At 57.2% G+C, this 17,648-nt stretch carries 16 protein-coding genes; 8 read left to right on the top strand and 8 right to left on the bottom strand.

Annotated elements, in window-relative coordinates; all coding sequences use genetic code 11:
• Nucleotides 1-52 precede the first annotated feature (52 nt).
• The 4 genes from tmpT to ABJM11_RS10180 all read left to right on the top strand — a co-directional run bounded on the left by tmpT (nt 53) and on the right by ABJM11_RS10180 (nt 5,748).
• Nucleotides 53-706 carry a thiopurine S-methyltransferase gene (gene tmpT, locus ABJM11_RS10195; protein ID WP_348295162.1) on the top strand — a complete coding sequence of 218 codons (654 nt, stop codon included), beginning with the start codon at nt 53-55 and terminating at the stop codon, nt 704-706.
• A 234-nt stretch (nt 707-940) separates the two neighbouring features.
• Nucleotides 941-2,863, top strand: a complete 1,923-nt coding sequence (locus ABJM11_RS10190) for a PrkA family serine protein kinase (RefSeq protein ID WP_348295163.1) — start codon at nt 941-943, stop codon at nt 2,861-2,863.
• 48 nt (nt 2,864-2,911) lie between these two features.
• Nucleotides 2,912-4,207 (top strand): YeaH/YhbH family protein, encoded by a 1,296-nt coding sequence (locus ABJM11_RS10185; RefSeq protein ID WP_348295164.1) that lies wholly within the window; start codon nt 2,912-2,914, stop codon nt 4,205-4,207.
• A complete protein-coding gene (locus ABJM11_RS10180; protein WP_348295165.1) occupies nt 4,204-5,748 on the top strand; it encodes a SpoVR family protein in 1,545 nt (514 codons plus the stop codon). The genes ABJM11_RS10185 and ABJM11_RS10180 overlap by 4 nt, the downstream gene beginning before the upstream one ends.
• Here the strand turns inward: ABJM11_RS10180 and ABJM11_RS10175 are convergent.
• The 3 genes from ABJM11_RS10175 to ABJM11_RS10165 are packed head-to-tail and all read right to left on the bottom strand — an operon-like array spanning nt 5,745 to nt 8,118.
• Nucleotides 5,745-7,040 (bottom strand): HAMP domain-containing sensor histidine kinase, encoded by a 1,296-nt coding sequence (locus tag ABJM11_RS10175; RefSeq protein WP_348295166.1) that lies wholly within the window; start codon nt 7,038-7,040, stop codon nt 5,745-5,747. The genes ABJM11_RS10180 and ABJM11_RS10175 overlap by 4 nt on opposite strands.
• Before the next feature lie 38 nt (nt 7,041-7,078).
• On the bottom strand, nt 7,079-7,750 hold the full coding sequence (locus ABJM11_RS10170) for a response regulator transcription factor (RefSeq protein WP_348295167.1): 672 nt from the start codon (nt 7,748-7,750) through the stop codon (nt 7,079-7,081).
• A complete protein-coding gene (locus tag ABJM11_RS10165) occupies nt 7,750-8,118 on the bottom strand; it encodes a PepSY domain-containing protein (RefSeq protein WP_348295168.1) in 369 nt (122 codons plus the stop codon). Before ABJM11_RS10165 ends, ABJM11_RS10170 begins: the two co-directional genes overlap by 1 nt.
• A 155-nt stretch (nt 8,119-8,273) precedes the next feature.
• Here ABJM11_RS10165 and ABJM11_RS10160 point away from each other — a divergent pair, with 155 nt between their 5' ends.
• Genes ABJM11_RS10160 through ABJM11_RS10150 form a run of 3 tightly spaced genes read left to right on the top strand, consistent with a single transcriptional unit; the run spans nt 8,274 to nt 10,964 of the window.
• A complete protein-coding gene (locus ABJM11_RS10160) occupies nt 8,274-8,744 on the top strand; it encodes a hypothetical protein (protein ID WP_348295169.1) in 471 nt (156 codons plus the stop codon).
• Nucleotides 8,745-8,746: 2 nt separating this feature from the next.
• Complete coding sequence (locus tag ABJM11_RS10155) at nt 8,747-10,687, top strand: alkaline phosphatase D family protein (protein ID WP_348295170.1); 1,941 nt, start codon at nt 8,747-8,749, stop codon at nt 10,685-10,687.
• Nucleotides 10,688-10,694: 7 nt separating this feature from the next.
• Nucleotides 10,695-10,964 carry a hypothetical protein gene (locus tag ABJM11_RS10150; protein WP_348295171.1) on the top strand — a complete coding sequence of 90 codons (270 nt, stop codon included), beginning with the start codon at nt 10,695-10,697 and terminating at the stop codon, nt 10,962-10,964.
• Nucleotides 10,965-11,079: 115 nt separating this feature from the next.
• Here the strand turns inward: ABJM11_RS10150 and ABJM11_RS10145 are convergent, their stop codons facing one another.
• Genes ABJM11_RS10145 through ABJM11_RS10130 form a run of 4 tightly spaced genes read right to left on the bottom strand, consistent with a single transcriptional unit; the run spans nt 11,080 to nt 15,148 of the window.
• Nucleotides 11,080-13,152, bottom strand: a complete 2,073-nt coding sequence (locus ABJM11_RS10145) for a TonB-dependent receptor (RefSeq protein WP_348295172.1) — start codon at nt 13,150-13,152, stop codon at nt 11,080-11,082.
• A 13-nt stretch (nt 13,153-13,165) separates the two neighbouring features.
• Complete coding sequence (locus tag ABJM11_RS10140) at nt 13,166-13,891, bottom strand: LrgB family protein (protein WP_348295173.1); 726 nt, start codon at nt 13,889-13,891, stop codon at nt 13,166-13,168.
• Complete coding sequence (locus ABJM11_RS10135; RefSeq protein WP_348295174.1) at nt 13,884-14,264, bottom strand: CidA/LrgA family protein; 381 nt, start codon at nt 14,262-14,264, stop codon at nt 13,884-13,886. The genes ABJM11_RS10140 and ABJM11_RS10135 overlap by 8 nt, the downstream gene beginning before the upstream one ends.
• Nucleotides 14,261-15,148, bottom strand: coding sequence for a bile acid:sodium symporter family protein (locus tag ABJM11_RS10130; RefSeq protein ID WP_348295175.1), 888 nt, complete (start codon nt 15,146-15,148; stop codon nt 14,261-14,263). Before ABJM11_RS10130 ends, ABJM11_RS10135 begins: the two co-directional genes overlap by 4 nt.
• Before the next feature lie 200 nt (nt 15,149-15,348).
• Here ABJM11_RS10130 and ABJM11_RS10125 point away from each other — a divergent pair, with 200 nt between their 5' ends.
• Nucleotides 15,349-16,824, top strand: coding sequence for a wax ester/triacylglycerol synthase family O-acyltransferase (locus tag ABJM11_RS10125; RefSeq protein WP_348295176.1), 1,476 nt, complete (start codon nt 15,349-15,351; stop codon nt 16,822-16,824).
• A 30-nt stretch (nt 16,825-16,854) separates the two neighbouring features.
• On the opposite strand, the gene ABJM11_RS10120 is transcribed toward ABJM11_RS10125, so the two are convergent.
• Nucleotides 16,855-17,484, bottom strand: coding sequence for a TetR family transcriptional regulator (locus ABJM11_RS10120; protein ID WP_348295177.1), 630 nt, complete (start codon nt 17,482-17,484; stop codon nt 16,855-16,857).
• Nucleotides 17,485-17,648: the final 164 nt, after the last annotated feature.

The following is a 17,648-nucleotide window of genomic DNA, read 5'->3' as shown; positions in this document are numbered from 1 at the left end:
AGATTAAGTTAGACTGAATGAAACCTCCAACCGGGAATCAAGGGGAACGCACATGGAACACGAGTTTTGGCACGAACGCTGGGCCAAGAAAGAAATCGGCTTCCACGAAGGCACCGTGAATCAGTACCTCCATGACCACTGGCCCGAACTTGCCGGCAACGGCACCGGTGCCGTCTTCGTCCCCCTGTGTGGCAAGGCCCACGACATGTGGTGGCTCCACGATCGCGGCCACCCCGTCATCGGCGTGGAGCTGAGCGGAGTAGCCTGCAAGGACTTTTTCGAGGAAGGCGGCGAGAAAGCCAGGGTCCACCCCGGCGAGCCCTTTACTACCTTCAAGCATGACGACCTGGAACTGTGGTGCGGCGACTTCTTCCAGTTGGTGCCGAAGGATCTGCAACACGTGCGTCTGGTCTACGACCGTGCCGCGTTGATCGCCTTACCACCGCATATGCGTAAGGGCTACGTTGATCACCTGACGGCGGTCATCCCGGACGGCACACGGATTCTGCTGATCACCCTGGACTACGACACCGAAATCAAGGGCCCTCCCTTTAACGTGAGTGACAAAGAAGTTCTGGAACTCTACTCCGACGATTACGAAATCGAACACATCCTCACCAATACACTGGCAAAGGATCACCCCTTCACCAAGCGGAAAGGCCTTGCCGGAGCCACGGAGAGCGTGTTTCGGCTCCGGAAACTGTGATACACAATTTAATGAACCTTAACGCTTCTATCCCTGTCCAAGTCCCGAAGCTTGAACTAAGCTCAAAGTAACCGGACCGACATGAGCGCACCAGCGTAATTCGGGCCGGTACTCCTTATACTTTCACCCATAACCATAACCACCGTCCGGAGCGACGGAGCCAACAGCAACGGGGAAATTGCGTGAACTAAAAGCTGTCTTTCAAACAGTTAGAGAGCAAGCGAGGGGCCATCTATGAGCATCGTGCAGCACTTCAAAGACCGGTATGAAGCAACTCAGGAGGAAGAATACACCCTTGAGGAATACCTGGAGATCTGCAAAAAGGACCCAACGGCGTATGCCACCGCCGCGGAGAGAATGTTGCTGGCAATCGGCGAGCCGGAACACATCGACACATCCCGTGATTCCAGGATGTCCCGTATTTTTTCCAACAAAGTTATCAAGCGTTATCCGGAGTTCTCCGAGTTCTATGGCATGGAAGAGGCCGTAGAAAATATTGTTTCCTTCTTCCGCCATGCCGCACAGGGCCTGGAAGAGAAGAAACAGATACTTTACCTGCTTGGCCCCGTTGGTGGTGGTAAGTCTTCTCTGGCTGAAAAGCTCAAGTCACTGATGCAGAAAGTGCCCTTCTACGCCATTAAAGGCTCACCGGTGAACGAGTCTCCACTGGGCCTGTTCGATCCAGCCGAAGACGCCGCCATTCTGGAAGAGGAATACGGCATACCGCCCCGCTATCTCAAATCCATCATGTCGCCCTGGGCCGTGAAGCGCCTGCATGAATATGGCGGCGACATCAGCCAGTTCCGCGTGGTGAAGATGTACCCGTCGGTTCTGGACCAGATCGGCGTATCCAAGACCGAACCCGGGGATGACAACAACCAGGACATTTCGGCCCTGGTGGGCAAGGTGAATATCCGCATGCTGGAAGACTATTCCCAGGATGATCCCGATGCCTACAGCTTCAGCGGCGGCCTGTGCAAGGCCAACCAGGGGCTGATGGAATTCGTGGAGATGTTCAAGGCTCCCATCAAGGTTCTGCACCCGTTGCTGACCGCCACCCAGGAAGGCAACTACAACACCACCGAGGGCATGGGTTCCGTGCCTTTCGACGGTATCATTCTGGCCCACTCCAACGAGTCTGAATGGCAGACATTCCGTAACAACAAGCACAACGAGGCCTTCCTTGACCGGGTCTACATCGTCAAGGTGCCCTACTGTGTACGTGTGACCGAAGAAATTGATATCTATCGCAAACTGCTGCGTGACAGCTCCCTGGCCGGCGCCCCCTGTGCCCCGGACACGCTGGACATGCTGGCGCAGTTCTCCATCCTGTCGCGCATCAAGGAGCCGGAAAACTCCAGCATTTTCTCCAAGATGCGGGTGTACGACGGCCAGAACATCAAGGATACCGACCCCAAAGCCAAATCGATGCAGGAATACCGGGACGCCGCCGGTGTTAACGAAGGCATGGACGGACTTTCTACCCGTTTCGCCTTCAAGATCCTGTCCAAGGTGTTCAACTTCGATACCACAGAAGTGGCTGCTAACCCGGTACACCTGCTCTATGTGCTGGAAAAACAGATCGAACAGGAGCAGTTCCAGGCCGAAACCCAGGACCGCTACCTGCGCTTTATCAAGGAGTTCCTGGCTCCCCATTATGTGGAATTCATCGGCAAGGAAATCCAGACCGCCTACCTGGAAAGCTACAGCGAATACGGGCAGAACCTGTTCGACCGCTACGTGACCTACGCCGATTTCTGGATACAGGACCAGGAGTACCGCGATCCGGAAACCGGGGAAATCCTCGACCGTTCGTCCATCAATGACGAGCTGGAGAAAATCGAGAAGCCCGCGGGCATCAGCAACCCGAAAGACTTCCGCAACGAGGTGGTGAACTTCGTGCTGCGGGCGAGGGCCAACAATCAGGGCCGCAACCCGTCCTGGCTCAGCTATGAAAAACTGCGCAGCGTGATCGAGAAGAAGATGTTCTCCAATACCGAGGACCTGCTGCCGGTTATCTCCTTCAATCCGAAGGCCAGCCAGGAAGATCAGAACAAACACAAGCAGTTCGTCGAGCGTATGGTCGATCGAGGCTACACGGAAAAACAGGTTCGCCTCCTTGCGGAATGGTACCTGCGGGTTCGTAAGTCTCAATAAGTCAGCCGCTATATGTGCTGAGAAAGTGCGCTGAACTGGAGTGAAACTATGGGTATGACCCACGTAGTCGACCGGCGACTGAACGGAAAAAACAAGAGCGCGGTAAACCGGGAACGGTTCCTGCGCCGCTATCGCCACCATATCAAGAAGGCGGTGGCGGATGCGGTTCACCGGCGCTCCATCACGGACATTGAACGCGGCGAGAGCGTCAGCATCCCCTCCCGGGATACTGACGAGCCCATTTTTCATCACGGCCAGGGAGGCAAACGGGAGGTAATCCATCCTGGCAACAAGGAGTTCGTGGCCGGTGATACTGTCCCCAAACCTCCGGGAGGCGGTGGTCAGGGCCAGGGGCAAGGCCAGGCCAGCCCCGACGGCGAGGGCATGGATGAGTTTGCCTTCCAGATTACCCAGGAAGAGTTCCTGGATTTTCTGTTCGATGACCTGGAGCTGCCCAATCTCGCCCGCAAAAAACTGAAAGATACCGAAGCGTTCAAGTATGTTCGATCCGGTTTCTCCACCCAGGGCGTTCCGGCCAAACTGGATGTGGTGCGCTCTTTGAGAGGAGCTCACGCACGACGGCTTGGCCTCGGCGGCGCCCGCAAGAAAAAAATCCGTGAAATGGAAGCACAATTGGCGGCGCTGAAGAGTGCTCCGGACGATCTGGACCCGGCGTTCAGCCACGAAGACCAGATCAAGGCACTGGAAGAGGAAATCGCCGAACTCAAGGCCAATGTCCGTCGCATCCCGTTTATCGACGAGATTGATCTGCGATACCGCCAGCACCTGAAGAAGCCACAGCCGGCCACCAGCGCCGTGATGTTCTGCCTGATGGATGTGTCCGGGTCGATGACCCAGATGCACAAGGACATTGCCAAGCGGTTCTTTATCCTGCTCTATCTGTTCCTGAAGAAGAATTACAAGAAGATCGACGTGGTCTTCATCCGGCACCACACCAGCGCCAAGGAAGTGGATGAGGAAGAGTTCTTCTACTCACGGGAAACCGGCGGCACCATCGTCTCAAGTGCTCTGAAACTGATGCACAAGATCATTGAGTCCCGCTACTCCCCCTCGGAGTGGAACATCTACGCAGCCCAGGCCTCGGATGGCGACAACTGGAACGATGACTCTCCCATCTGCAGCAAGTTGCTCGCCGACAGCATTCTGCCCCTGGTGCAGTACTACGCCTATGTGGAGATCACGCCTCAGGATCACCAGATGCTGTGGTACGAATACGAGAAAATCCAGGAGCGATTCCCCCAGAGCTTCGCCCTGCAGCAGATCGCCGACCCCGGTGAAATCTACCCGGTCTTCCGCCAGTTGTTCGAGAGGAAAGCCGCATGACCGACACCATGGACAAACCCAACGAGCCACGCACCCGGGAACCGATTTCCACCAGTTCCGAGTGGACCTTCCCGCTGCTGGAAAAATACGACGAGGAAATTGCCAAGTGCGCGGCAGAGTTCGGGCTGGACACCTATCCCAACCAGGTAGAAGTGATCAGCGCCGAGCAGATGATGGACGCGTACAGCTCCGTGGGCATGCCTGTGGGGTACCACCACTGGTCCTTCGGCAAACAGTTCCTGTCCACCTCCAAGGGTTACCAGCGGGGCCAGATGGGGCTGGCGTATGAGATTGTCATCAACTCCAACCCGTGCATCGCCTACCTGATGGAAGAGAACACCCTGCCAATGCAGGCACTGGTGATAGCCCATGCCTCCTATGGCCACAACTCGTTCTTCAGGGGTAATTACCTGTTCCGCACCTGGACCGATGCCAGCGCCATTATTGACTACCTTGTGTTCGCCCGGGATTACGTGGCCCAGTGCGAGGAGCGCTATGGCCTGGATGCGGTAGAGCAGATACTGGACTCCTGCCACGCACTGATGAACTACGGCGTGGACCGCTACAAGCGCCCCGCACCGATTTCGGCCGCGGAAGAGGCGCGCCGGCAGAAAGAGCGGGAGGAGTACCAGCAGCGCAGGCTCAACGATCTCTGGCGCACCATTCCCAGAATGGAAGATGACGAAGACCCAGTGAGGCGCAAGCAGCGTTACCCGGAGGAACCCCAGGAAAATATTTTGTACTTCATCGAGAAGAATGCGCCACTACTGGAAACCTGGCAGCGGGAACTTATACGCATCGTGAGAAAGCTGGCGCAGTATTTCTACCCTCAGCGCCAGACCCAGGTCATGAACGAGGGCTGGGCCACCTTCTGGCACTACACGCTGCTGCACCGCATGTACGACAAGGGCCTGGTGAACGACGGCTTCATGCTGGAATTTCTGCAAAGTCATTCCGCGGTGGTTTACCAGCCACCCTTTGACAGCCCCTGGTATTCGGGCATCAACCCCTACACCCTGGGTTTTTCGATGTTCACCGACCTGCGGCGAATCTGCGAAAACCCGACCGACGAAGATCGGGAATGGTTCCCGGATATTGCCGGCAGCGACTGGGTGGAAACTCTTCACTTCGCCATGAAAAATTTCAAGGATGAAAGCTTCATCCAGCAGTTCCTCTCACCGAAGGTGATGCGGGACATGAAGTTTTTCGCCATCCAGAACGACGATCAGGAGGATGTTTACCGTATTACCGCGATTCACGACGACCCCGGTTATCGTGTACTGAGGGAAAAACTGGCGCGGCAATACAACCTCAGCTATCGCGAGCCCAATATCCAGGTGTGGAATGTGGATGTGCGCGGGGACCGCTCCCTGACGCTGCGGCACATCCCCGTGGACCGGGTGCCGTTAGGGGACGACACCGAGGAAGTGCTCCGCCATGTACATCGGCTATGGGGCTTCGATGTGCACCTGGAGAGCGTGGATGATGGCGAGGTAGTGGATGAAGCCCACTGCCCGCCGAAAGAGCTGGATGAGGACTAAACCGGCAACTCAATGCTGGCCAGCAAGCCTCCATGGCGTGAGCGGGTCAATTGAAGGGTACCACCGTAGATTCTGACCAGGTCGTTCACGATCGAAAGCCCAAGACCTGAACCGGACCGCTCTTCGTCAAGACGGGCGCCCCGGTTCAGTGCTTCGGCGCATTGTGAATCTGACATGCCCAGGCCGTCATCTCCGACGCTAATGGTCAGCTTGTTCGGGGACTGGTCAATGACCACTTCAACATATTTTTGTGCCCAGTTAACGGCATTTTCTACCAGATTACCCACAATTTCCTGGATATCCTGTTTTTCAAACCTTACTGGCCCAACAACGCGGCAATCCTTCTCCAACACAACCCCCCTGCGAGCAGCGAGGTTGTCCAGAGCCGTAAACACAGGAGTCAGGGACTCCATCAGATCTGTCTGCCTGCCAAGACCCACCGGGCCCGCCGCAGAGGCGCGCGCAAGGTGATGCCTGACGGCGGCATTCAAACGCTGCAACTCAGCACGGAAGGCCTGTTTCTGCATCGTAGATAGCTGCTCGGACAAGGTGGCAAGAACCGTTAGCGGTGTTTTCAGCGCATGGGCCAGGTTGCCTGCAGCAGAGCGCCCACGCTCGATCAGGATCTGATCCCTCTCAAGGACCAGGTTAATCGCCCTGGCCAGGCGAGCCAGTTCCTCCGGAAAATCGGTCGCCAGGGCATTCTGCTGCCCGGCTTCAACTTCCTTCAGGCTTTTTTCAACGCGCCTAAGGGGATCAAGCCCCCAACGGATCTGTAAGCCGATAAGCAGTAATAGCAGAGAACCCAGTGTCGCCAGTGAAACAATCAGCAGCCGATGAAAACGGGACACCTCGGCACGCACTTCTGTCAAATCAGCCGCCACTGCCACATGCACCGGGTCCGCCAGGTTGGGGATCTGGATCGTGCGCGCCGCCAGGCGTAACGTCTGCCCCCGAGGTCCGAGGGCCTGGCGATAAACAGGCTGGGAACCTTCAGTGACCGGCAGGCGCTGGTCCCACAGGGACCTTGATGTAATCACGCGTTCGCTGCCGTCACTCACCTGCCAGTACCAGCCGGAAAACACCCTATCAAAACGGGGATCGCCAAGTTGCCGGTCCAGCATCAATGCATCCCTGGAGAGGTTATAAGCGACACCTGCGATCACCACGTTCAGGAGGGATTCCAGCCGGTCGTTAAAGGAGGTATTCACAGCCTCGCGAAAATTCCACGCGAGCAGTCCTCCGGCAATAGGCAGCACCAACAGTATCAATGCCACAGCAGATATCATCATCCGCCTGGCAATACTCCAGTTTTTCAGCCCTGCGAGCATCATTCCGAGACTTTCCCACCATTTACCCGGTAGCCCTGCCCCCGGACTGTCTCGATGAACTCACCGCCCAGCTTCCGGCGAAGCCGACTCACCTGAACATCGATAACATTCGAATCCGGTTCCTGATCGCCGTCATAAACATGTTCGGAAATCTCTGTGCGGCTCACCACCCTGGGTGACGCGTGAATCAGGTGTGATAATAGCCTGAACTCCTGAGCCGTCAGGCCTACCGGCATGCCAGCCCTTGTAACCTGCCCGGCGTGAGTGTCAAGGGCAATTTCGCCGACGGTTATCACCGGGTGGGCGTGACCATGGGCCCGGCGTACCAGGGCGCGGAGACGAAACAGAACCTCGGCCGTTTCGAAGGGTTTGGTAACATAATCATCCGCTCCGGCTGAAAATCCAGCAGCCTTGTCCGACCAGCGTTCCCGGGCGGTCAGTATCAGAACCGGAAGATTGATTCCGCGCGCTCGCCAACCCGCCAGCCATTGCGAGCCACTTCCATCGGGTAGCCCAAGATCGAGGATTACGACATCGTAGCGTTCAGTGCTGACCAGGTAGTCTGCGCTGCGGCCATCTTCCGCAAGTTCCACCAAAAGGCCAGCATTGCGCAGCGCGCCAGCAAGTCCTTCCGCCAGGGTGATATCATCTTCAACCAGTAATATCTTCATCAGCGCCTCATTCCCCGGATATTCCGGCCTTCCATTTCCATAATCTCGCCGGTTGCCGCATCCACTTCGAATTCAACCACCTGCCCCTGGGGCCCGAGAAGTTCGATCTCGTATATCCGCCGGCCATCCTCAGTGTCCAGCTCCACATCGATAACATCGCCGATCCAGTCTTTCGACAGAGTATCGAGAATCTCGCTCAGGGGTTTGATTCTGCCCGCCTGCACCTCTTTGTGTAGACGATGCCAGTCCTCGTCATCATCTGCGACAGCATGAGGAACGGGAGCCGCGGCTGCGAACACCAGGGCCAGAAGCACCGGCAGCAGCCGCGGGCGGAGGTAATAGTTTGCTGTTTCGTGGCTGTTCTTCATGGCGTCATTCTGTCAAAGCGCGGATGAACGAATCATGAACGGAGAACTCACGCTACGGTAAACCCATCCCCCTTAAAGTGCAGTCAGGCTGACAGGGTAACTTCCCTTCCGCCGGTTTTGTTTCAACTACTATCGAAGGCTACAAGGAGATTACCATGAAGACGATAATAGCTCTTACTCTGGCAGGCAGCATGATTTCCGCTCCTGCGGCAATGGCGAAAGGCTCTTTTCAGGATGCTGAACGTATTCTCCAGGCAGGCAGCGACTACGGCATCACGCAGTTCCGTAGTATCGAGTTTGACGAAGATGATGACGACTACGATGACATAGAACTCGAAGGTTGGGTCGACAGCGACTGGTATGTAGAGCTGGACATGAAGGATGATGGCTCCGTTGGCCGCGAGCAGCGACGCAAACACGATGGAGAAGTCTACGGGTTATCTGCGGATGATGTTCGCGACTATCTGAAGGCCGCACAGGCCGAGGGAATGGACAAACTCGAGGAGTTTAAAGTCAGCTCAAGTGGCAATATTGAGGTGGAAGGTGACGACTCGTCTGGTCGTGAGGTCGAGGTCGATTTCCGCCTGGGCGATCTCACTCCGGTCAAGGTTCAAAGGGATGACTAGATGTGACTGAAAGGCATTCTGCAAAGAAGGCACAACCATTGGGGCCGGTATTGGCCGGCCCGGTCTTGCGCCACACCACTCCGAACTCACTGACACTCTGGTTCGTTACCCGCCAGAGTGTCAGTCTCACTGTGCAGGTATTCAACGGCGGGAAAAGTTTGCTGGACCGACCGGTGACAGAGCACGAGATCACCCGCCTACGGATTGGCACTCACGCCTGGCTGAACCTGCTGGCGATTAAACCGGACTCTCCACTCCCCCGGGATACTCCCCTGGAATATGACATTGGACTGGAGGGCACTGCGGAGCCACACCAGACCTGGATACGGGATTGGGCACCTCATCTTTGCCCCGAGGGTAGGGACCGTCCCGGTTTCACTCTGAAATCAAAACTGGACCGAATTCTCCACGGCTCCTGCCGCAGGCCTCACCACTCTGCTGCCGATGGTCTGGTGAGGGTTGATGAAGAACTCCATAAGGCGGAACGCCTGGAGGATATCCCGGCCCTGCTGCTTATGACGGGCGACCAGATTTATGCTGATGATGTAGCGGGCCCGATGCTGCATGCCATTCAGTGTGTCATTCACCAGCTTGGCCTCTATCAGGAATCGCTGGAGGGCGCGTCTCTCACGCATAGCCGTGACCTGGCTTCGATGGAAAATGCTTACTACCACCGTGACTCCCTTTTACCGGAATCTGAATTCAATGAAGACCTGACCGAACGTTTCTTTGGTGGTGTCAAAAAGCCGGTGTTTACCACCGCCAACGCTGGCAATCACCTGATTTCCTTCGCCGAGGTGATGGCGATGTATCTGCTGGTATGGTCACCGGAACCCTGGGCTCTGGTTACGGAGGCTGAACCGGTCGATAACCCCGATGATCTGGCCCGTTATCGTAAAGAACAGGTTGCCATTGATGGTTTTCGCGAGAGCCTTCCCCTGGCCGCCCGGGCAATCGCTAACATGCCGGTGTACATGATTTTCGATGATCACGACATTACCGATGACTGGAACCTCTCCGCGCTCTGGGAGACCACCGCTTACGAACACCCTTTTTCCCGGCGGATCATCGGAAATGCCCTGCTGGGGTACCTGCTATGTCAGGGCTGGGGTAACCAGCCTGAAAATTTCGGGGACCTCATTTGCAAGTGCCGGGAACTGCTTGATGCCCGGAAAGACCGGTACGAACTGGATAAGGTGACCCAGGACAAGCTGATCGATCAGTTGCTGCACTTCCACCACTGGCACTACAGCCTGCCAACGTCACCCAGACTGGTCGTACTGGATACCCGCACCCACCGATGGCGAAGTGAGATTCGCCGGGGACACCCTTCAGGGCTTATGGATTGGGAGTCACTGACCGATTTTCAGCAGGCGGTCATGGGAGAAGAGGCCGTGGTTGTGGTCTCTCCGGCGCCCATGTTCGGGGTGAAACTGATCGAAATGATCCAGAAAGTCTTCACTTTCTTTGGTAAACCGCTGCTGGTGGACGCGGAAAACTGGATGGCCCACCGGGGCGCCGCGAACGTTCTACTCAATATCTTCGGACATACCAGAACACCACGCCATTTTGTGATCCTGTCCGGGGATGTGCATTATTCCTTTGCCTACGACGTGCAGCTTCGCCACAAAACCAACGGTCCGAAGATCTGGCAGATCACCAGTAGCGGCATCAAGAATGAATTTCCCGGTAGTCTGCTGGAGTGGCTGGACCGCCTCAATCGTTGGTTGTACGCGCCCTGGTCGCCCCTGAACTGGTTCACTAAAAGACGGCGGATGCGGGTTTCACCCAGATTACCCGAAGGCAGGGAGGCCGGTGAACGGCTCTGGAATCACTCTGGGGTCGGCGACCTGAGACTGGATGACGAGGGCGCCCCCACCGCCATCCGGCAACTGAATGCCGGCGGCGGGGGCACCCTGTTTCAGCAACGGAAGGACGAGTAATCAGGCCGTGACCACACAGGTTGAACAGAATCACTTCCTCCCTGCCTTCCAGCTTGCAACGCAGGGCTTCATCAATCGCACCCTTGACCGCGTGGTTGGCTTCCGGTGCCGGTACAATGCCCTCGTTGCGGGCGAACAACACGCCGTCGTGGAAACCCGGCGGGGTGAAGTCCCGCTCTGTCGTCACTTCCTGTTCAATCAGCGACAAGGGGAACAGCGGCTCAAGATCCGAGGGGCCTACTGGCTGCTGCGTTACAGGGTGGAGCACCGCGGGTAGCGGTTGCGGAAAATCGGCCTGAAGGTTGTACCAGTACTTCAGCATCTGGCTTCTTCAAGAAGAAACTTTGTTTGCATTGTTGTGAGCACCCTGAGGTTCGTATTGTTGTCAGCTCTCAGAATACCCATTCGATGCCGGCATAAAAAGTTCTGCCTGGGGCTGGCTCATAGTAGCCGCGCTCTTCCACCGGCCGGTCAGCATTGGCGTTGATGCGGATGTTGCTGAAATAGTCTTCATCCAGCAAATTGCGAATACCCCCGTACAGGTTCAGGCTCTGGCTGCCGAGGCGAACAGTGTCTCCTGCCCTGATGCCGAACAGCCAGTAATCACTGACCCTGGTCTGGTTGCTGTTTTCCGCGTACAGATCACCTACGTACTGCCATTCCAGCGCTGCAAAACGCTGACCATCACCCCGCCACTCCACCGCGGTTACCCACTGCTCACGAGGCAATCCGGGCAGGCGATTGCCATCGGCATTGTTGCCCTGCTCATCCTCGAAATCCTCTAGTGTGTAATCCGCCAGGGTAAGGGCGCTGGTAATGCGCCAGGCGTAGGAAATGTCCCAGCCCACCCCTAATTCAACACCATTTCGCTCGGTACGGCCGGCGTTCTCGTAAAACGTCCGGTTATTGATTTCGAAGGGCAGGATTTCATCATCAACCCGGATGGAAAAAAGGGCCAGATCATAGCTGAGCCCCTCGCCGAGCCCACCACGAATGCCTATTTCCCGGTTAATGGCCTGTTGCGGTTCAATGTCGGGGTTGAAGCCGCCGCTACCATCGGGGTTGGCAAACTCGGTGAAGGTTGGCGCTTCAAAAGCGGTACCGATGGTCGCGTACAACTGCTGACGCGGGGCAAGGCGGTAACTGGCGCCGGCAAATCCGCTGAACTCGTCGTAGGTGCGGCTGCCGGAGTCGTCCCCGTCGATCAGTCGGTGATCCTCTACCGATAGCCGCAGGCGGTCGAAGCGGGCGCCAAGAGACAGGCTAAAGTGCTCCGTCACCGCCAGGTCCCCCTGGGCAAACACGGCGGCGGTTGTGCCATTCTGGGTTTCTTCCTGGGTCTGGGCAGTAACGTCCCCGTTGAATGACACGGCGTAGCGGCGGCGTTCGTCCACCTGGCGATGCAGATCCGCCCCCACCATCCAGATCAACGGCAACCCGACCAGCTCGCTATCCAGCTGGTAATCCGAACTGATTCCGTAGAACTGGCGGTCGTAGGCGATCCGGCTGGGACCGGGGAACGGCAGTTGCTGGGTAAAGTCGCGGCGGGTAAAGAAGGTGCTCACCGTCCACTCTCCGGCTCCGACAACTGGGGCTTCGTACAGCAGCCCCAGCGTCTGCTGGTCTACGTCCTGACCCGCATCAAGTCGTTCGGCATTGGGCGTCGACTGGCGACGATCCTCTTCGACCTGTGCGGCAGTGAGACCAGCAGGGTCTTCGGCTTTGGGTGTGTGCAAGGCATTGAAGGTTGCCGTCAGCCGTTGCCCGTCCTCCCACTTATGGGACAGCCGGCCGTTGAAAAGTCCTTTTTCCACTTCGCTCTGATCACGGTAACCGTTGAAGTTCAGCCACGACATCGTCGCGATGCCGCTCGTCGCTCCCTGGCTTCCGTTGGCCTGGACAGTGGTTTTGTAGTAATCGTCGCTGCCCACATCCTGGCGCAGCCGAGTTCCTGCCGGCTGGTCATCACCCCTGGCGGTGGTAATATCGATCACCCCGCCGGACGCATTGCCGTACTGGACCGACGAGGGCCCGCGAATGACCTCAATGCGCTGGGCTGAGTCCAGGTCCACGGCGTCAATCTGGGACTGGCCATCTGGCAGGGTGTAGGGGATACCATCCACCTGGATGCGGATACCGCGGATGCCAAACGGCGCCCGGGCGCCGAAACCACGAGTAGACAGTCGCAGGTTCTGGGCAAAGTTGTAGCGATTCTGGAAGAACAGGCCGGGAACAGTGTCCAGGGACTCATCCAACTGCAGGCGTTGCTGCCCCTCGCGGATCTCCGGAGTATCGACGACCGACACGGCTGCGGGTGTCTCGTAAAGATCCCGGACTAATCGAGGTGACGTAACCTTGATGACGGTTTCAGAAGTGTCCGGGGCCTGCTGGGCATTTGCGCCGGGAAAGGCAAAGACCGTCGCCAGCCCTGAAAAAATCACTATCGATGTCCTGAAGAAAATCATTGTGCCTCCGCCTCTAGATCCCGATCAGGTCCACCAACCATGGCACAATCAAGGCTGTTGCGAATGCCGACAACGCCATTGCCAGGCCGGAAAACGCGCCCATCTGCGAACTTACCTGGAAGGCCCGGGCCGTGCCTATGCCGTGGGCCGCCACCCCCATGGCGATGCCTTTTATACTATCGTCGGTGATGCGCATCCATTCAAACAGTTTCGTGCCAAGCACCGCTCCGACAATACCGGTTGCAACGACCAATACAGCGGTCAAGGAAGGAATGCCGCCGATGGTTTCCGAGATGCCCATGGCCACAGGTGCCGTTGCGGATTTTGGTGCCAGTGACATCTGGATTTCTGTGGAGCCTCCCAGCAGCCAGGCCAGACCGATGGAGCTTCCTGCAGCAATCACCACACCACAGACCAGGGAAATGGTGACCGGCAGCCAGAGCTCCCGGAGCCGGGAAAACTGCTGGTACAGAGGCACCGCCAGCGCCACCGTTGCCGGCCCCAGCAGAAAATGAACAAACTGCCCACCCTCGAAATATTCGCTGTAGGAGGTGCCGGTGACCATCAACAGGGCAATCAGCATGGCCACGGACGTAACCACCGGATTGGCAAGTGGGCTGGAGTTGGATTTCAGGTACAGGCGATAGGCAAGACCGTAGGCCACCAGCGTTATAGTCAGCCCCAGCAATGGTGAGGTGGAGAGATAAACCCAGATATCCCGTATCGCTGGCTCATTCATCCGCTCGCCCTCCCCCGTTGCCGGGCCGGGCAAACCACCGCGTGGTTACCTGCATGATGCCGGCGGTGACAACCATGGTAATAATCGTGGAGAAGAACAGCGCGAGGGTGATCGGCAGCCATTCATCCGCGATACGGTCAAAATGGGCCATCATGCCGACACCGGCCGGCACAAACAGCAGCGACAAATGGCTGAGCAGCGCGGTTGAGGCGTCCTCCAATGGCTCCGGCGTGCGGCCCCGGATCATCAGGGTCACGAACAGCATGACCATACCCAGAACCGGCCCCGGTATGGGTACCGCCAGGAGGCGAACGGTGACTTCGCCTACCAGTTGATAGACCAGCAGCAGAGTCATTCCGTTGAGAAAATTCATGGCGACGGCTTCGCGATGACCGGAGCAGGAATGATTTTCCGGCCATAGGCCGCCAGCACAAAGCCAATGGGGAACATCAGAACGCCGTAAACGGCCGCCGGAATCGACATGGCACTGGACTCCAGCAATGTCAGAGTCACCAGCAGGGCAATGGTACTGTTCTTGATACCGAGCTCCACGGCAACGGCGATGGACTCACGCTGACTTAATCCGGTCGCACGCCCGGCCAAAAGCCCCACGAAGATCCCGGCCAGGTTCAGCAGCAGAGTTGCGGGGCCCGCCTGACGGAGAAGATCCCAGATCTGGTCACGCACGCCCCAGACCAGGCCCACCACAAGCAGCGCCAGTACCACGCCACCGAATACACTCACCGCGCTTTCAGCGCGGCGAGACAGCTCCGGGGCGCGAGTGCGGAAAATCATCCCCACGGCGACAGGGAACAACACGATACCAATCAGCATGCCCACGGTTCGCCCGACCGGCAGGGTGATGGACTCTTCGGTTCCTGCATACACCTGCAGGGCGTAGTTGGTGAGTATCGGAAGGGTCACGATCGTAATCAGGCTTGCAGTTACGGTCAGCACGATCGACAGGGCAATATTGCCGCGGGCCAGCAACACAAACAGGTTAGAGGTGGTGCCGCCCGGGCAGGCCGCGATAATCACAAGGCCCACGGCGATCGCAGGGGAGAGGCCAAGCATTGAAGCCAACGCAAAGGCAATCAGTGGCATCAGCAGGATCTGGGCAATCGTTCCGACAATCATGCCCTTCGGATAGACCGCCACCTGACGAAAGTCCCTGATCGACAAGGTCATTCCGATTCCGATCATGATGATAAACAGGGCGATCGGCAACCCGGCAGAAATCAGGGGACTGGACTCCACAGTGCCTCCACGGATTATTGTTCTAATGAAGTTAGCCGGCTAAAGAAAATAGCACAAACGACGCAAAAAAAGTGAAACCTTTCGCTACGTTCATCGTGTGATTATCCCTGTTGTTGCGTATACTTGCGAACAACAACTATGTGAACGGAAATGCCCGGGACGGCTTCCCGTTCGGCGAAACAAAAGTAAGAGGACGAGCGATGAAACGCCTGGGAACACTGGACGCATCCTGGCTGGCTGTGGAGTCGGAAGATACTCCGATGCACGTTGGCAACCTGCAGATTTTCTCGCTTCCGGAAGACGCCCCGGAAACCTTTCTGAGAGACATGCTTGCCCGCATGAAAGCCGATGCCGATATTGCCCCGCCATGGTGTTACAAGCTGGCGTTTTCCGGACTCCTGGGCCGGCTGGTTGCTCCCTCCTGGAAGGTGGACAAGAAGCTGGACCTGGATTACCACGTTCGCCACTCGGCCCTTCCCCGCCCCGGCAGTGAGCGCGAGCTGGGCATTCTGGTATCCCGGCTGCACTCCAACCCGCTGGATTTTGCCAGGCCCTTGTGGGAATGCCACATCATTGAAGGCCTGGAGAACAATCGCTTCGCCCTTTACACCAAGATGCACCACTCAATGATCGACGGAATCAGTGGTGTTCGGCTTATGCAGCGCGTACTGAGCAAAGACCCTGGCGAAATCAACATGCTGCCGCCCTGGTCGTTGCGTCCGGAACGTACCCGGGGCAACAAAACAGACGCCGAAGCCAGTGTAACCGGAGCATTTTCTCAGGCACTGGATGCATTGAAGCTACAGGCGGATATGGCCCCGCGCCTATGGGACGCCATGAGCAGACTGATCCAGTCGGCCAGGCATCCGGAAGATGGCCTTACCGCACCTTTTGCTGGCCCCCTGTCGCCGCTCAATCATCGAGTGACGGGCCAACGGCGTTTAGCCACCCAGCATTATCAGCTGGAGCGTATCAAACAGGTTTCCCATGCCACCAATGCGTCCCTCAACGATATCGTCCTTTACCTGTGCGGAACTGCCCTGCGGCGTTTTCTGCTGGAACAGGATGGCCTGCCAGACACGCCGCTGACGGCGGGTATTCCCGTCAACATCCGGCCCTCAGACGACCAGGGAACCGGCACCCAGATCAGCTTTATGATTGCGTCGCTGGCCACGGACGAAGCCGACCCTCTTGCGCGGTTACAGAACATCAAGCAGTCTACCCGGCGGGCCAAACAACATCTGCAGAAACTGCCCCGCAAGGCGTTGACGCAATACACCATGCTGTTGATGTCACCCTACATTCTGCAACTTATGTCGGGCATGGGCGGGCGTATGCGGCCAGTCTTTAACGTCACGATCTCCAACGTGCCGGGCCCCCAAGAGACGCTGTATTATGAAGGGGCGCGGCTGGAAGCCATGTACCCGGTATCGCTGATTGCCCACGGCGGCGCACTTAACATCACCTGCCTGAGTTATGCCGGATCGCTGAACTTCGGTTTTACCGGATGCCGGGACACACTCCCCAGCATGCAGAAGCTGGCCGTTTATACCGGTGAGGCTCTCGATGAACTGGAAAGCCTTGTATTGCCTCCGCCGGGCGGCACTGCCAGCAAAGAAAAGCCTGCCGCCCGGGTCCGCAGGGCTGCACGCAAGAAACCCACTCCCAAAGCCTGATCACCAGCCACACACCCGGCGATAGCCGGGTTACTCAGGGCGACTGTTCCAGTGAGCAGCGCCAACAAAAATCAGCTGCAGGAAGCGGGCGGTGCGCTTCCTGACCTGTTCCTCCTGATATTCGTCCTCGGGCGAAATGACAAGGATATCGGTAAGGCTGAATGCCACACTGCGCACCACCAGGTCGCAGGTCATATCCAGATCGGCGTCACTGAGATGATCAGCCACCTTTAGTCGCCGCAGGTCATTCGCCAGCTCGCTGGCAAAATAGCGCATTTCACTGCGAATGCCGTCCTGAACCGCCCGGCTCTCACCTGCCAGCCCCTGGGCCATGAACATGAAGAAGCTGCGATTATTGCGTGCATGGGAAATGAAAATGCCCACCGACTCATCTATGAGCTTGTCGGCCTGCAATACGTTGGCGCGGGCCTCCCTCATCATGCGACGCAACACCAGCCCAAGTTCATCCACCAGTTGCAGACCCAGGTCATCCATATTTCGGAAGTGCCGGTAGAACGACGTTGGGACGACACCCGCCTGCCGGGTAACCTCCCGTATACCCAGACTGGCAAAGTGCCGGCCTTTCCCTACCAGAGCCAGTGCCGCGCTCATCAGTTTCTCGCGGGTTTCCCCCGGTTTGCGTCGCTGTTTGTCTGCCATAGCCCCGGTAATGTCCGCCTGTTATTAACAAGTCAACAAGTGTACACATCCATGCATCGAAAATAACCTGAACTTGTCATTATAGGACAATGTTGTTCGCCTGATTGCTGGCTTAACTCCCCGTGTGTACAGTCGTACACATCAGTGAACACTTGTACACATCA

It is taken from the genome of Marinobacter sp. (assembly GCF_039977835.1).
Taxonomy (GTDB): Bacteria; Pseudomonadota; Gammaproteobacteria; order Pseudomonadales; family Oleiphilaceae; genus Marinobacter.
Note: the sequence above shows the minus strand (reverse complement) of the source record. Positions and strands in the feature narration are given on the sequence as shown.

Bases quoted from the DNA above. Each gene is read 5' to 3' on its own strand.
- ABJM11_RS10165 (WP_348295168.1), bottom strand. From the start codon at position 8,118: ATGAAGAACAGCCACGAAACAGCAAACTATTACCTCCGCCCGCGGCTG.
- ABJM11_RS10125 (WP_348295176.1), top strand. From the start codon at position 15,349: ATGAAACGCCTGGGAACACTGGACGCATCCTGGCTGGCTGTGGAGTCG.
- ABJM11_RS10135 (WP_348295174.1), bottom strand. From the start codon at position 14,264: ATGAATTTTCTCAACGGAATGACTCTGCTGCTGGTCTATCAACTGGTA.
- ABJM11_RS10120 (WP_348295177.1), bottom strand. From the start codon at position 17,484: ATGGCAGACAAACAGCGACGCAAACCGGGGGAAACCCGCGAGAAACTG.
- ABJM11_RS10185 (WP_348295164.1), top strand. From the start codon at position 2,912: ATGGGTATGACCCACGTAGTCGACCGGCGACTGAACGGAAAAAACAAG.
- ABJM11_RS10175 (WP_348295166.1), bottom strand. From the start codon at position 7,040: ATGATGATATCTGCTGTGGCATTGATACTGTTGGTGCTGCCTATTGCC.
- ABJM11_RS10145 (WP_348295172.1), bottom strand. From the start codon at position 13,152: ATGATTTTCTTCAGGACATCGATAGTGATTTTTTCAGGGCTGGCGACG.
- ABJM11_RS10170 (WP_348295167.1), bottom strand. From the start codon at position 7,750: ATGAAGATATTACTGGTTGAAGATGATATCACCCTGGCGGAAGGACTT.
- ABJM11_RS10140 (WP_348295173.1), bottom strand. From the start codon at position 13,891: ATGAATGAGCCAGCGATACGGGATATCTGGGTTTATCTCTCCACCTCA.
- tmpT (WP_348295162.1), top strand. From the start codon at position 53: ATGGAACACGAGTTTTGGCACGAACGCTGGGCCAAGAAAGAAATCGGC.
- ABJM11_RS10160 (WP_348295169.1), top strand. From the start codon at position 8,274: ATGAAGACGATAATAGCTCTTACTCTGGCAGGCAGCATGATTTCCGCT.
- ABJM11_RS10190 (WP_348295163.1), top strand. From the start codon at position 941: ATGAGCATCGTGCAGCACTTCAAAGACCGGTATGAAGCAACTCAGGAG.
- ABJM11_RS10180 (WP_348295165.1), top strand. From the start codon at position 4,204: ATGACCGACACCATGGACAAACCCAACGAGCCACGCACCCGGGAACCG.